The 14,596-nt window shown below is 67.7% G+C and carries 12 protein-coding genes and 1 pseudogene; 1 reads left to right on the top strand and 12 read right to left on the bottom strand.

Annotated elements, in window-relative coordinates:
- Nucleotides 1-4 precede the first annotated feature (4 nt).
- The 12 genes and pseudogenes from AC1DMQ_RS02750 to AC1DMQ_RS02695 all read right to left on the bottom strand — a co-directional run bounded on the left by AC1DMQ_RS02750 (nucleotide 5) and on the right by AC1DMQ_RS02695 (nucleotide 11,184).
- Complete coding sequence (locus AC1DMQ_RS02750) at nucleotides 5-1,108, bottom strand: efflux RND transporter periplasmic adaptor subunit (protein WP_477032021.1); 1,104 nt, start codon at nucleotides 1,106-1,108, stop codon at nucleotides 5-7.
- 142 nt (nucleotides 1,109-1,250) lie between these two features.
- On the bottom strand, nucleotides 1,251-1,688 hold the full coding sequence (locus AC1DMQ_RS02745; protein WP_477032020.1) for a hypothetical protein: 438 nt from the start codon (nucleotides 1,686-1,688) through the stop codon (nucleotides 1,251-1,253).
- 141 nt (nucleotides 1,689-1,829) lie between these two features.
- The gene (locus AC1DMQ_RS02740; protein ID WP_477032019.1) at nucleotides 1,830-2,186 is read right to left on the bottom strand and encodes a hypothetical protein; all 357 of its coding nucleotides are present in this window, start codon (nucleotides 2,184-2,186) and stop codon (nucleotides 1,830-1,832) included.
- 188 nt (nucleotides 2,187-2,374) lie between these two features.
- Nucleotides 2,375-2,716 (bottom strand): hypothetical protein, encoded by a 342-nt coding sequence (locus tag AC1DMQ_RS02735; RefSeq protein ID WP_477032018.1) that lies wholly within the window; start codon nucleotides 2,714-2,716, stop codon nucleotides 2,375-2,377.
- A 184-nt stretch (nucleotides 2,717-2,900) separates the two neighbouring features.
- Nucleotides 2,901-3,059: pseudogene (locus AC1DMQ_RS02730) on the bottom strand (helix-turn-helix domain-containing protein); the annotation flags it as partial.
- An 83-nt stretch (nucleotides 3,060-3,142) separates the two neighbouring features.
- A complete protein-coding gene (mgrA, locus tag AC1DMQ_RS02725) occupies nucleotides 3,143-4,159 on the bottom strand; it encodes an L-glyceraldehyde 3-phosphate reductase (RefSeq protein ID WP_477032265.1) in 1,017 nt (338 codons plus the stop codon).
- A gap of 115 nt (nucleotides 4,160-4,274) precedes the next feature.
- Nucleotides 4,275-5,276, bottom strand: a complete 1,002-nt coding sequence (locus AC1DMQ_RS02720) for a glycoside hydrolase family 5 protein (RefSeq protein ID WP_477032017.1) — start codon at nucleotides 5,274-5,276, stop codon at nucleotides 4,275-4,277.
- Nucleotides 5,277-5,374: 98 nt separating this feature from the next.
- Entirely contained in the window at nucleotides 5,375-6,103 is a 729-nt protein-coding gene (locus AC1DMQ_RS02715) for a FadR/GntR family transcriptional regulator (RefSeq protein ID WP_477032264.1), read from the bottom strand.
- Nucleotides 6,104-6,288: 185 nt separating this feature from the next.
- The gene (locus AC1DMQ_RS02710; RefSeq protein ID WP_477032016.1) at nucleotides 6,289-7,845 is read right to left on the bottom strand and encodes a sodium/sugar symporter; all 1,557 of its coding nucleotides are present in this window, start codon (nucleotides 7,843-7,845) and stop codon (nucleotides 6,289-6,291) included.
- A 48-nt stretch (nucleotides 7,846-7,893) separates the two neighbouring features.
- Nucleotides 7,894-8,520, bottom strand: a complete 627-nt coding sequence (locus AC1DMQ_RS02705) for a 2-dehydro-3-deoxy-6-phosphogalactonate aldolase (protein WP_477032015.1) — start codon at nucleotides 8,518-8,520, stop codon at nucleotides 7,894-7,896.
- A complete protein-coding gene (locus tag AC1DMQ_RS02700) occupies nucleotides 8,507-9,439 on the bottom strand; it encodes a 2-dehydro-3-deoxygalactonokinase (RefSeq protein ID WP_477032263.1) in 933 nt (310 codons plus the stop codon). The genes AC1DMQ_RS02705 and AC1DMQ_RS02700 overlap by 14 nt, the downstream gene beginning before the upstream one ends.
- Before the next feature lie 8 nt (nucleotides 9,440-9,447).
- Entirely contained in the window at nucleotides 9,448-11,184 is a 1,737-nt protein-coding gene (locus tag AC1DMQ_RS02695) for an IlvD/Edd family dehydratase (protein ID WP_477032014.1), read from the bottom strand.
- Nucleotides 11,185-11,516: 332 nt separating this feature from the next.
- Between AC1DMQ_RS02695 and AC1DMQ_RS02690 the strand changes: the two genes are divergently transcribed.
- Entirely contained in the window at nucleotides 11,517-14,435 is a 2,919-nt protein-coding gene (locus AC1DMQ_RS02690) for a TonB-dependent receptor (protein WP_477032013.1), read from the top strand.
- Nucleotides 14,436-14,596: the final 161 nt, after the last annotated feature.

The following is a 14,596-nucleotide window of genomic DNA, read 5'->3' as shown; positions in this document are numbered from 1 at the left end:
TCCCCTAGCGCTTGGCGGCGACGGCGGGAGCCGCCCGGGCCGCCGGCGCGGCGGCGGCGATGCGCACCGCGTCGTTGTCGCCCAGGAAGCCCGCCCCGTCGACCACGACGCGCTCGCCGGCGTTCAGGCCTTCGGCCGACGTCATGTCGGCGTTGCGCGCCAGGATGTCGATGCGCCGGAAGCGGGCGTGGTTGTTGGCGCCGACCACGAACACGCCGGGCTGGTTCTGGCGGTAGAGGATGGCGGCGGTCGGGATGGTCGGGGCGGGGCGGTTGCCGGCCGCGATCTGGGCGCGGGCGAACATGCCCGAGCGGAAGCCGCCGCCGGGCGCCAGGCTGATGCGGGCCAGGCCAACGCGGGTCTGGACGTTGACCTCGGACGTGACGATGCGGACCGTGCCGGTGGTCTGGCCGACCTGGTCGGAGGTGACCGTGGCGGGCATGCCGGCCTGGATGGCCAGCAGGTCGGCTTCGGGGACCTCGGCGTCCAGTTCCAGGCGGCCGTCGCGGACGATGCGGAACAGCTCGGTCCCGGCCGAGACGATCTGGCCCTTGGTGACGCTGCGGCGGCTGATCAGGCCCGAGACCGGCGCCCGGATGGCGGCCTGGCCCAGGCGGGCGGTGGTCTCGTTGCGCGAGGCGTCGGCGGCCGCCACCTGGGCGAGGGCCGTCTGCTGGCGGGCGGTGGCGGTGTCGAGCGAGGCTTGCGACAGATAGCCCTTGGCCTGCAGCTCGCGCGAGCGGCCCAGCGCCGCCTGGGCCTCGGCCAGGGTGGCCTTGGCGCTGGCCACGGCGGCTTCCTGCTGGCGCAGCTGGGCGCGCAGCATGGTGTCGTTCAGGGCGACCAGGATCTGGCCCTGGCGTACGGTCTGGCCTTCCTCGGCGTTGACCGACACGGCGGTCAGGCCGCCGGTCTCGGCGCCCACGGGCACTTCTTCCCAGGGCGTGACGGTGCCCGAGGCGTTGATGATCCGCGGCAGCGACTGGATGCTCACCACGGCCACGCTGACGGTCTGGCTGGCGGTCTGGGAGGGCTTGGGCGTCTTGGCCTTGGCCTTGTCGCCATGGTCGCAAGCGGCCAGTCCCAGGACGCCGATGCAGAGCACCACGGGTAACGCAGTCGAACGCAGGCCGCGTTGTTTGATCCGTTGATGCACGACCACCTCAGCTCCGATTATTTGAACAGCCAACGCCTTCTAGCCGAGAAACGCTGTTCACCGGATTAAATGATCGTAAGGAGGCGCGGCGAGATCAGGCCAGCCGGTCTGGACGAGGTCCGGCGCGCCGTCCGGCGTTCCAGGCGCCGATCAAAAGGGCGCCCATCACCAGGTAACTGAGCAGGCTGCCGGCCACGTAATAGGCGCGGGGGATGATCTGCCTGTCGATCGCGGCGGCCAGATGAACCAGGGCGCTGACGCCCTGGAAGGCCACGGCCGCCATGGTCCACCAGCGATCCGAGGTGAGGGCCAGGTAGAGCAGCACCAGCAGCAGCAGCATGTCGACCACCAGCACGCCGCTCTGGGCGCCGAGGGTCTGCTGGTCGTCCTGCACCAGGGGGCTGACGAACCAGGCCGCGACCATGGCCGTCGCGGCGACCCGCTCGACCCAGCGTCCGCGCCAGATGGCGAAACCGCAACAGGTCAGCAGCACGGCGAGGCTGAACAGCTGGTCGGGGGTCTGGACGTACATCCGCGGTGTTTTCTGGGGGGCGAGGTTTCGGCGGCAGGATAACCTGATCCGCGGCCGAAACCGATCCACCAAGTCGCGGGCCCGATCACATGTGGGGGTGCAGTGGTCGGGCCCGCGGCGCGAGGCCTGAGGGGGGAGGGTTCAGGCGACTTCGCGCGTGGTCGGCACGGCCCGCAGGCTGCCGATCAGGCTGGGGGGCGGCTTCTTGCCGCCGCCGCCGAAGGAAACGGCCGAGAGGCCGATGTCGTGCTGGGCCTTGCTGAGGCCCTGGTGGGTTTCGAGGATGTTCTGGCGGGCCACGCCCAGGGCGCGCATCGTCTCGATCGCGCTGATCAGGGCGTCCTGGCCGACCATCACCGACAGGTTGGCGGCTTCCCGCGAGGCCGGCATCAGGGTGGTCAGGGCGGCGGTGCTGGCGATGGCCGCATCGATGGCCTTCTCGGCGGCGAACAGGGCTTCGGCGACGGCCTCGGCGGCCTGACGGCGTTCCTTGAGCATGACGGTTCTCCTCGCGCCGCCCATGTGTCTGGGGGAAGCGGCGCGTCATCGGGTGAAGTTGGAGAGCGTCCGGGACGCGACGGTCTAGAACAGGCCCCGAAGGGCGTGCAGGCCGGCGAGCAGGGATCCGAACGCGAAGGCGGTCGCGAGCATCACGGCGGCGATGAACGCCAGCCGTTGGCCGACGGTCAGGTCATTGGGGCCTCCCCAAGTTCCGAACGGCCTGGAGAGAGGAAGCTCTCGTCCATCAGGGCGCCGGCCACGCAGAGAATCTCCCGCAGCACCATTTCCGGCGGTTTGAAATTCGCCTGCTTGCGCGTCGCGCTGACCAGGTCCGACGCCATCATGGCGCTCTGGGCGGTCACCGCCAGGCTGGCGAGCTGACGTTCCAGTTCGGTCCAGGTGAAGCTCGGAACCCGCTCGTCCTGCGAGTTGAGGGTTGGCCAGGTCTTGTGAAAATTCAGGGCGTCGCGGCGCAGGCTGATGGCCTGGTCGATCGCGTCCTTCTGGGAGTCCGTGAGTGGCGGCACGTGCTGTTCCTTCCTCGATATCGCGGCCTTCGACCTCGCGGTCGGCGCGCCGTGAAACCTCGACGGGGTCAAAAGACCTGGAGGAAGGATGAGCAGGGGCGGGAGGTGGGGCTAGTCCCGCCGCGTCGGACCCCGACGCGATCGGAGGGGGGGTCTGGTTGCGCGGCGAGACCAGGCGGGCGGCCTCGTAGCGGTCGGCGACGCCCAGGCGTCGCCGCGCCTTGTCCAGGTGCCAGTCGACGGTGTGCTTGGACAGGCCCAGCCGACGCGCGATCTCCTTCGAGCTGAGATGCTCGTCCACGAGACGCAGGCAATCACGCTCACGCGGCGTCAGTCGCTCCATACCGCTCACTGTCCGGTCCAAGCCGTCGGCCCCCACGTTCATGGGTCGATTGTATTCCGAAGGCGCTCCACCGCAAGATGCGGTCAGCTCCTCGGCAAATCCGAGGCTGCCAGATTGGACGAAATCTTCCACAGGTCGATGGCGCCCTCGGTCGCGTGGCGATCGATTTCGCCCAATTCCTCGGCGGTGAAGGCCAGGGTGTTCAGCGCCGCCAGCGAGTCCTCGAGCTGGGCCACGGTGCGCGCGCCGATCAGGGCCGAGGTGACGCGCGGGTCGCGCAGCACCCAGGCCAGGGCCATCTGGGCCAGGCTCTGGCCGCGGGCCTTGGCGATCTCGTTCAGCGCCTGGATGCGGGCGATGTTGTCGGCGCTCAGCAAATGACCGCCCAGCGAGCCGGCCTTGGCCGCACGGGAATCCTGGGGCACGCCGCCCAGGTACTTGTTGGTCAGCATGCCCTGGGCCAGCGGCGAGAAGGCGATGCAGCCGACGCCGAGATCTTCCAAGGTGTCGAGCAGGCTGTCCTCGATCCAGCGGTTCAGCATCGAATAGGACGGCTGGTGGATCAGCAGCGGCACGCCTTCCGATTTCAGGATGGCGGCGGCCTGGCGGGTCAGCTCGGGCGAGTAGGACGAGATGCCGACGTACAGCGCCTTGCCCTGCCGGTGCAGGTGGGCCAGGGCGCCCATGGTCTCTTCCAGCGGCGTGGTCGGGTCGACGCGATGCGAATAGAAGATGTCGACATAGTCCAGGCCCATGCGCTTGAGGCTCTGGTCGCAGCTGGCGATCAGGTATTTGCGCGAGCCGCCGACGCCGCCGTACGGGCCCGGCCACATGTCCCAGCCGGCCTTGGTCGAGATGACCAGTTCGTCGCGGTGGGCGGCGAAGTCGGCGGCCATGACCCTGCCGAAGTTCTCCTCGGCCGAGCCGTAGGGCGGGCCGTAGTTGTTGGCCAGGTCGAAATGGGTGACGCCCAGGTCGAACGCCCGGCGCAGGATGGCCCGGCCGGTTTCGAACACGTCCGCGCCCCCGAAGTTCTGCCACAGGCCCAGCGAGATCGCCGGCAGGTCCAGGCCGCTGCGGCCGGTCCGGCGATAGGGCATGGCGTCATAGCGGGTCGGGGCGGCGACGTAGGGCTTCTGCACGGGAACATCCTGTGTGGGGAGAGCACGAGGGCGCGGATGGAATGGCCTGAAACGCGCGCGCTGTCATCCCGGATCAGCGCGGAACCAGCGCCCCGTGGATCGGCTCGACCCATGCATCCTTCTTGATGTCGTAGGCGATGAAGTCGCTGTCGAACTGCCAGTAGGCCCAAGCCCAGCCGCGGGCCTCGGCCTCGCGGGCGGCGGCGGCGGTGTAGGCGACGCGCGAGGCCGTGTCGCCCTTGTCGTAGGCGCCGAACTCGCCCAGCAGCATCGGGCGGTCGTGCGCCTTGGCCCAGGCCTGGACGCCGTCGAAGTCGGTCTTCATCCGCTGGCGCTCGGCCTGCGTGCCCCAGGTGACGCCCAGCTTGGGCGTGTCCGGATTCCACGACGCGCCCTGGTGGGTGAACTCCATGGGCAGGTAGTAGTGGACGGTGGCGATCAGATGCCGGTCGCCTTCCGGCAGCTTCAGCTGGTCCAGGTGGCTGATGTTGTTCCAGAAGGCCGGGCCGACCACGACGTTGCGGGTCGGGTTGGTGGCGCGGACCACCGGCAGCAGCTCGGCCACCCAGGCGTTCCACACCTCGTCGGTCAGGCCCTTGCAGGGCTCGTTCAGCAGCTCGAACACCACGCCGTCGGGGGCGTCCTTGTAGTGCTCGCCGATCTGTTTCCAGAAGGCGACCAGCTTGGGTTTGCAGGCGACGGGGTCCTCGCCGCAGACGTTGAAGTCGTGCTCGTCCAGGATGACGGTCAGCTTCTGGGCCAGGGCGGCCTGGACCACCTGGTCCAGCGTCTTCAGCCAGGCCGGGTCCAGCCGGTTGTCGGCGTCCATGTGCGAAAAGGCGTGCAGGTTCAGCCGCACCGTGTCGAAGCCGCCGTCCTTGATGGTCTTGAAATGGCGCATCTGGAAGCGGGCCTTGGCCGGGTCCTTCCAGATCGGATCATAGCCCAGGACGTTGATCCCCCGGGTCATGGCCTTGACCTGGTCCCGCGCCGAGATCTCGCGCGCGGCGGCCGGCATGGCGACGAGGGACGACAGCACGGCGCAGGCGGCCAGGACCTTGAGGGCTTTGAACATGACGTTTCCTCGGCGGCCTCTGCGGACCTTGAGCGTGACAACGCTGTCAGAATTACCCGGAAAACGCCGGCGCGCAACGCCCCATCCGGCGCCGGTCGTCAGGCGTCGCGGCGGGCGGAGGCGGACTCGGTGTCGGGCGAGGCGGCGCGGATCAGGTCCAGCACGTCGACCAGGATGATCTGCATGGCCTTCTGGGCGGCCTCGGCGTCGCGGGCGAAGATCGCGTCGGCCACGTCCTCGTGCGAGGGGATCGAGGCGGTGCGGCCCTTGATGCGGTTGGTGAAGCGGATCGAGATCCGCAGGGCGGTGTTCACCAGCTCGTGCAGGTCGCGATAGAACGGGTTCTTGGTGGCGTTGAGGATCGCCACGTGGAAGGCGATGTCGGCCGACAGCGGATCGTCCTCGCCCCCGGCGGCGGCCTTCATGCGGTTCAGCGCCTTGCGGATGCCTTCCAGCCCGGTCTCGTCGGCGTTGCGGGCGGCCAGGGCGGCGGCGGCGGGCTCGATGCCCAGGCGCATCTCGGTGAACTCGGCCAGCAGGCGCAGGCTGAACTTGCGCTCCAGCATCCAACGCAGGACGTCGGGGTCCAGCAGGTTCCACTCGTTCTCGGGCTCGACCACGGTGCCGTGGCGGGGGCGGGCGCTGAGCAGGCCCTTGGCGGTCAGCATCTTGACCGCTTCGCGGGTGACGGTGCGGCTGGCGCCGAACTGCTTGGAGAGCTCGCCTTCGGTGGGGAAGCCGACCTGAGCGTATTCACCGGTGACGATGGCCTGCCCCAGGGACTCGACGAGTCCATAGGTCAGACTGAGGCCCGGCTGCGTACGGATCACCAAGTTCTCGCCCCCAAAAACGCTTCTCGAACTGTTGTCGTCGAAATAGGTCTGACCTTGTGTAGCGTGCTTCGTTCACGCCCGGAACAATCATGTCAAAGATGAAAGCCCCGCCACGGCGACCGTGACGGAGCTTTCGGTTCAGGCTTGGGCGATCATCGAGGAAAACGCCGCCCGCATCGTCACCACCAGACGGCGTAGAGGGCGATCAGGATCAGGATCACGCCCAGGCCGGCGATGTTGAAGCCGGTGGTGGTCTTGTAGCTGACGCCTTCCAGCGACACGACGTTGACCACCTTCTTCTGGGGCGCGACCAGCGACACGACGATCGCGGCGGCCAGGGCCAGCAGGAACACCCAGCCGACGCGGTTCATGAACGGCATGTCCGGCATGCCGAACTTCAGGGCCAGCGACAGGATCACCGAGCCGGCCGTGGCCACCAGGGCGCTGGCGGTGGTGGCGCGCTTCCAGAACAGGCCCAGCATGAAGATCACCACGATGCCCGGGGTGAAGAAGCCGGTGTACTCCTGGATCAACTGGAACACCTGGTCGGCGCCGCCCAGCAGGGGCTTGGCGGCGATGATGCCGACGATCACCGCGACGACGGCGGCGATGCGGCCCACCAGGACGAGGTGCTGTTCAGACGAACCCGGCTTCTGCTTGGCGTAGATGTCGAGCGTGAAGATGGTGGCGATCGAATTGATCTTGGCCGCCAGCGACGCGATGATMGCCGCGACCAGGGCCGAGAACACCAGGCCCAGCAGGCCGGGCGGCAGCAGCTTCATCATCTCGGGATAGGCTTGGTCGGGCTTGAGCAGGTTCGGGGCCAGGACCAGGGCGGCCAGGCCCGGCACCACGACGATCACCGGCATCAGCAGCTTCAGATAGGCGGCGAAGGCGATGCCCTTCTGGGCCTCCGCGATGTCCTTGGCGCCGAGGGCGCGCTGGATGATGTATTGGTTGAAGCCCCAGTACGAGACGTTCATCACCCACAGGCCGCCCAGCAGCACCGACAGGCCCGGCAGCTCCTTGTAGTGCGGGCTGGTCTTGTCGAGGATCATCTTGAAGTGTTCGGGGAACTGGGCGGTCAGTTGGGTGAAGCCGCCGATCACGCCGCCGTCGCCGCCGATCTTGTCGAGCGACAGGTAGACGATGATCAGCCCGCCCATGACCAGCAGGGCCACCTGGACGATGTCGGTAAGGGCCACGGCCTTCAGGCCGCCCCACAGCTGATAGGCCAGGGCGAACACGCCGATGATGATCAGGGCGGTCATCTGGTCGACGCCGGTCACGGTGTGCACGGCGATCGAACCCAGCCACAGGATCGAGGTCAGGTTCACGAAGACGTACAGGCCCAGCCAGAACACGGCCATCAGCGTGCGCACGCTGGGTCCGTACCGCTGCTCCAGGAACTGCGGCATGGTGCTGATGTTGTTCTTCAGGAAGATCGGCAGGAAGAACTTGCCGACGATCAGCAGGGTCAGGGCCGCCATCCACTCGTACGAGGCGATGGCCAGGCCGATGGCGTAGCCCGAGCCGCTCATGCCGATGATCTGCTCGGCCGAGATGTTGGCGGCGATCAGCGAGGCGCCGATGGCCCACCAGGGCAGGGCCTTGCCGGCCAGGAAGTAGTCGGTGGAGTCCTTCTTGTGCCCGCCCTTGTCGCGGGAAACCCACTGGGCCAGGCCGAAGATGGCGACGGCGTAGATCGCCAGGATGACGAAATCGATGGTTCTCACTGGGGTCCCCCCTTTAGGGCCGTATTCTTGTTGCGACGCGGACTGTTCTTACTGGGTGGTCTGTTCGGCCCAGGCCGCCACCAGGGTCCTGGCCCGCTGGCCGACCTCCTCGGCGGTGTAGCCCGGGCGATAGAGCTCGCCGCCGACGCCGATGCCGGAGACGCCGGCCTCGATCCACGGCTTCAGATTGGCCGCGCCGACGCCGCCGACGGCGTAGACCGCGATATCCTTGGGCAGCACGTCGCGCACGGCCTTGATGTGACCGAAGCCGTAGGTGCCGGCCGGATAGAGCTTCAGCGCCTTGGCCCCGGCCTTGACGGCGACGAAGGCCTCGGTGGGCGTGGCGAAGCCAGGCATGACGGTCAGGCCCAGGTTCACGGCGTGCGAGATCACCGAGGCGTCGATGTTCGGGGTGACGATCAGCTTGCCGCCGACGCCGGCCACCTGGTCGACGGCTTCCGGCGACAGGACGGTGCCCGCGCCGCAGAGAACCTTGTCGCCGAACGCGGCGCACAGCTTGCCGATGGTCACCAGCGGATCGGGCGAGTTCAGCGGCACTTCGATGGCTTCGATCCCAGCCTCCACCAGCGCCGCGGCGATGTCGAGAATCTCCTCGGACTTCACGCCTCGGAGGATGGCGACGATCGGCGGGGTGTTCGAGCTAGGCAAGGACATGAACTCCACTGTTCTGAGCTGACGACAACGTTGTCAATCCGGCCAGGACGGCGGAATCGCCGTCGACGGCCACGCTCGAGCCGCCCAGGGCGGCGATAGCTTGCGCATAGAGGGCGCTCAGGGCCGGGGCGCCGATCAGCGACACCTGGCCCAGATCCCCGAACCAGCTTGAGGTGGTTGCGGTATCACTGGCGATCAGCAAACCGGACAGGAAGCCCATGGCTTCGTCCTTGGGCAGGCCGTCCAATAATTGTCGGCTGCGGGTCTCGAAAATCAGGTGCGGCAGCCGTGCGGGACCCTGTTCGACGATCCGGGCGACGCCGCGGGCGAATCCCTCGGGCGACTCGGGGCCGTCCCCGGGGGCGGCCTTGGCCAGGATCGAGTGCTCGCGCAGCAGGGCGTAGAGCTCGCCGACCGGGGCGGTCAGGAAGCTGGCGATCGCCCCGTCCTCGACCACCACCCACTTGGTGTGGGTGCCGGGCAGGGCCAGCAAGTGGCGACCGCGCTTGAGGGCGGGGTCCAGTTCGAGGGCGCCCAGGATCTGGGTCTCTTCGCCGCGCATGACGTCTGGACCGCCCAGGGCGTTGCGGCACGACAGGCCCGGGACGATGGCGACCGGCAGGCCGTCGGCGTCGATGTGCAGCAGCCGCTCGCGGATGTCGGCGGCGCCGGCCGGGCAGGGGGCGTAAGCCGCTTCCTGCCAGCCGTTGCGCGACCCGACCATGCCGCACAGCAGGGCCATCGACGGTCCCGCCTCGCGCCAGTCGCCGACCAGGTCGAGGAAGGTGTCGCGCGGCGACTTCGTCAGCGCCCCGATGCCCTGTCCGTCGCGGCGGTCGAGCACGCTCTTGCCCTGGCGCAGATAGAGCCGCAGGCGCGAAGTGCCCCAGTCGCCGAAGATCGTGACCGAGCTGTCCATCGGATTCATCAGTGAGATTCTCGGGTGACGACGGAGCCGCTGGAGCCGACCAGGAAGTCCAGGTCCGCGCCCTTGTCCGCGCCCAGCACGTGGTCGATGTACAGCTTGGCGTAGCCGCGCGTCGCCTTGGGCGCCGGCGGGTTTTCGCGCCAGGCGGCCAGGCGGCCGGCCAGTTCCTCGTCGGAGATCAGCAGGTTCAGCGACCGGGCAGGGCCGTCCAGCTCGATCACGTCGCCGGATCGGACAACGGCCAACGGGCCGCCGGCGTCGGACTCGGGCGAGACGTGCAGGATGACGGTGCCGAAGGCCGTGCCGCTCATGCGGGCGTCGCTGATGCGGACCATGTCCTTGACGCCCTTTTCCAGCAGCTTGGTCGGCAGCGGCATGTTGCCCACTTCCGGCATGCCCGGATAGCCCTTGGGGCCGCAGCCCTTGAGCACCAGGATCGAGGTCTCGTCGACGTCCAGGTCGGGCGAGTCAATGCGGGCCTTGAAGTCCTCGATGGTCTCGAAGACCACGGCCTTGCCCTTGTGGCTCAGCAGTTCGGGGCTGGCGGCGCTGGGCTTCATCACCGCCCCGCCGGGGGCCAGGTTGCCGCGCAGCACCCAGATGCCGCTGTCGGGCTTCACCGGGGCCTCGACGCTGCGGATGACCTCGGCGTTGAACACCTCGGCCTTCTCGTACTGTTCGCCGATCCGCGTGCCCGAGACGGTCAGGGCCTCGGGGTTCAGGAACGGGGCCATCTGCTTCATCACGGCGGGCAGGCCGCCGGCGTAGTGCAGGTCTTCCATCAGGAAGCGTCCCGAGGGCTGCAGGTCGACCAGCAGCGGCACGTCGCGCGACAGGTTGTCGAAGTCTTCCAGGGTCAGCTCAACGCCCAGGCGGCCGGCCAGGGCCAGCAGGTGGACGACGGCGTTGGTCGAGCCGCCGATCGCGGCGTGCACGCGCAGGGCGTTCTCGAACGCGGCGCGGGTGGCGACCTGCGACATGGTCAGGCCGTCATGCACCATGCGCACGATGGTGCGGCCGGTGTGGTGGGCCATGGCCGCGCGGCGGGCGTCCACGGCGGGAATGGTGGCGTTGTAGGGCAGGCTCATGCCCATGGCCTCGACGATGGCGGCCATGGTCGAGGCGGTGCCCATGGTCATGCAGGTGCCGGGCGAGCGGCTCATGCCGCTTTCGGCCGACATGAATTCCGGCAGGGTCATCTCGCCGGCCCGGACGGCCTCGGAGAACTTCCACACGTCGGTGCCCGAGCCGATGTCCTTGCCGCGGAACTTGCCGTTCAGCATCGGGCCGGTCGAGACGACGACGGTGGGCAGGTCGACGCTGGCCGCGCCCATCATCTGGCCCGGGGTGGTCTTGTCGCAGCCGCCCAGCAGCACGACGCCGTCGATCGGGTTGCCGCGGATCGACTCCTCGACGTCCATGGCCAGCAGGTTGCGGAACAGCATGGCGGTCGGCCGCATCTGGGTTTCGCCCAGCGACATGGCCGGGAACTCCAGCGGCAGGCCGCCGGCCTCCCAGACGCCGCGCTTCACGTGCTCGGCGATGTCGCGCAGGCCCGCGTTGCAGGGGGTGATTTCCGACCACGTGTTGCAGATGCCGATCACGGGCCGCCCGTCGAACACGTCGTCCGGCAGGCCTTGGCTCTTCATCCAGCTGCGATGGATAAACCCGTCGCGATCCAGCTTTCCGTAGCTGTGAGCGCTGCGGAATTTCCCGCCCCCGTTTCCCTGACCCATGTTCTTCCCTGACGCCACGACCGCGGATACTCGCGCCCGGTCCCTGGCATTTATAGTATAATAATGATGGTTGCAAACGCCGCGAATTCACGGGGATTTTGGTCACCGTGGCGCCAAAGCCGCGCCTTCCGGGGCAAATTGATAGCGCTATCAATTTGGTCTTGTAAGTATCACTTATATGACTAAAGGATCGGATCAGATCGTGTGACCGCCGTGTGCGGCGCACGTCACCGGCGCCTTGAGAGCGCTGGGACGGATCTCATCTGGGGGAAGGAAACCAAATGCTGCTTCGCAATTCTCGTCGCAACGTGATGCTCATGGGCGCATCGGCGTTGGCTATCGCTGTCTTGACGCCGGCCATCGCGCTGGCCCAGGACGCCGCCGCGCCGGCGGCCGCCGCCGACACCGTCGACGAAGTCGTCGTCACCGGCATCCGCGCCAGCCTGACCTCGGCGCGTCAGATCAAACGCAACGCCGAGCAGATCGTCGACTCGATCTCCGCTCAGGACATCGGCGCCCTGCCGGACCGCAGCGTCTCGGAAGCCCTGCAGCGCATCCCGGGCGTGACGCTCCAGCGCACCAACGAAAACCGCGACCCCGCCCGTCTGGCCTCCGAAGGCGGCGGCGTGTTCATCCGCGGCCTGTCGTGGGTTCGCAGCGAGACCAACGGCCGCGACATCTTCTCGGCCAACAATGGCCGGGCCCTGTCGTTCGAAGACGTGTCCGCCGACCTGCTGGCCGGCGTCGACGTCTACAAGAACCCCTCCGCCGAGCAGATCGAAGGCGGCATCGGCGGCATCGTCAACCTGCGCACCCGCAAGCCGTTCGACTCCGCCAAGCGCCTGCTGGCCTTCTCGGCCGACTACAACTACGCCGACCTGCGCGACAAGGGCTACGTCTCGGGCAACGTGCTATACAGCGACCGCTGGGACACCAACATCGGCGAGGTCGGCCTGCTGCTCTCGGGCAGCATCGGCAACATCGGCAACCGCACCGACAGCGTCCAGACCGGCCGCTTCGAAGAGCGCTCGGTCGCCACCGGAACGCTCACGCCTGCCCAGGCTATCGAAGCTGGTCGGAATACGGTCTACATCCCCAACTCGATCGGCTGGCGCCGGATCGACTGGCAGCAGAAGCGCACGGCCTTCGCCGGCGCCCTGCAATGGCGTCCGAACGAGCAGTGGGAAGCCACCTTCGAGGTCCTGACCGCCAAGGCCGACCCGCGCGACATCGAACGCGCCCTGGGCGACACCGACGGCGGCTATGCCGCCACGGGCCCGGGCTTCAAGTACGACGGCCAAGGCGCGATCACGGCCGGGACGATCAACAACTTCCACCTGACCGCCGACAGCCGTTACGGCGAGCAGCACAAGAAGACCGAAGACTACAGCTTCAACCTGAAGTACACGCCGAACGATCGGTGGTCGTTCAGCGCCGACGCGCAGTACATCAAGTCGCACGCCTCCGTGCTGAGCATGACCGCGTTCACCCAGATGGACCCGACGGTTCCGTCGAGCCTGGCCTTCGACATCGGCGGCGACGAGCCGGTCCTGAAGCTGAGCCAGGCCACCGACACCACCCGCACCAAGTCCGCCTACTGGTGGGCGGCCGCGATGGACCACATCGAGGACAACAGCGCCGACTCCAAGGCGTTGCGCGCCGACGGCGAGTATCTCTTCGAAGAAGACAGCTGGCTGAAGTCGTTCCGCTTCGGCGTGCGCGGCACGGACAAGTCCTCGACCACCCGTCAGACGGGCTACAACTGGGGTCTGCTCAGCAACCAGTTCTGGAACGCCGGCCCGCCGGTCTATCTCAATCAAACGGGCTTCGACGGCACGCATCAAAGCCCCGGCCTGCCACAGCAATCGGAGTTGTTCACCTACGACAACTTCTTCCGCGGCGACGTGCAACTGCCGGGCGTCGCCTGGTTCCCGACCGAAGGCCTGGTCGCCAACGGAACGCAGCAGGCCTACGACCTCCTGAAGAACACCGAGAGCGCGGGCTGGGGCTGGGCTCCCCTGTCGGAAGCCAGCTACGCCAACTCGTCGCCGGCCGGCGACAACCCCAATGGGGGCACCAACAATCAGGGCGAGAAGACCCAGGCCATCTACGGCCTGCTGCGCTTCGGCCATGAGACCTCGCCCCTGGGCCGCATGGACGGCAACGTCGGCGTCCGCGTGGTGAAGACCAAGGTCGACGGCGGCGATGCGATCATCAAGGTCGCGGCCCTCAACGGCACGCCCGCGGCTTGCGCGGCCGTGGTCCCGGCCATTTCGTGCACGGCGTTCAACAACGCCTACGCCTTCACCCAGGGCGGCTCGATCAGCGGCGGACAGTCGTCGAACGACTACACGGACGTGCTGCCCAGCGCCAACGTGCGGTTCTTCCTGACCGACGACCTGCAATTCCGCCTGGCGGCGGCCAAGGCCGTGGTCCGCCCGACCTTCAGCCAGATGCAGTCCTACACCAACCTGTCGTTCAACTTCGAAGCCGACGGGTTCACGCCCCGGACGGTCGAGCCCCTGACCGGCAGCGGCGGCAACCCGCTGCTGAAGCCGACCAAGTCGAACCAGTTCGACGCCAGCCTGGAATGGTACTTCGGCTCGGCCAACAGCCTGACGTTCGCGGCGTTCTACAAGGACATCTCGAACTACATCTTCATGGGCAACGCCACCGAGAGCTACACCTCGGGCGGCCAGACCTATTCGTTCCTGGTCAGCCGCAACATGAACGGCTCGAGCGGCACGATCAAAGGCTTCGAACTGGCCTACACCCAGTTCTACGACTCGCTGCCGGGCCCGCTCAGCGGTCTGGGCGTGCAGGCCAACTTCACCTATGTCGACAGCAACGGCGGCAAGAACACCGCCATCAACCTCAACGAGTCGGCCCAGATCGCCGGCGCGGCGGACCAGACCCTGCCGCTCGAGGGCCTGTCCAAGACCAGCTACAACGTCGCGGTCCTGTACGAAAAGTACGGCATCTCGGCCCGCCTGGCCTACAACTGGCGTGAGCGTTACCTGCTGACCACCTCGGCCGCCAACATCCAGCGCCCGGTCTGGTCGGAAGACTACGGCCAGCTGGACGGCTCGATCCTTTACTCGATCACCGAGCAGTACAAAGTCGGCGTCCAGGCGACCAACATCCTCAACGCCCGGACCTATCTGGACGTGGGCGGCGCGAACTTCGCTCCGCGCTACAGCTGGACCGACACCGACCGCCGCATCGCGGTGATCCTGCGCGGCAGCTTCTAACCCGGAGCAAGCCCGGCTTCCGCGCCTGTCGATCTGACGATCGGCGGGCGCGGAGGGTTTCGCTCGAAGCTCGACCGAGGCGTCTCCGCGAGAGGGGCGCCTCGGTCGGGCCTTCACACGCTCCGCGTGATTGCCGACACTGGCCGCATCGGTTCGCCGAC

This window comes from Caulobacter sp. 05L422 (assembly GCF_056397765.1).
Note: the sequence above shows the minus strand (reverse complement) of the source record. Positions and strands in the feature narration are given on the sequence as shown.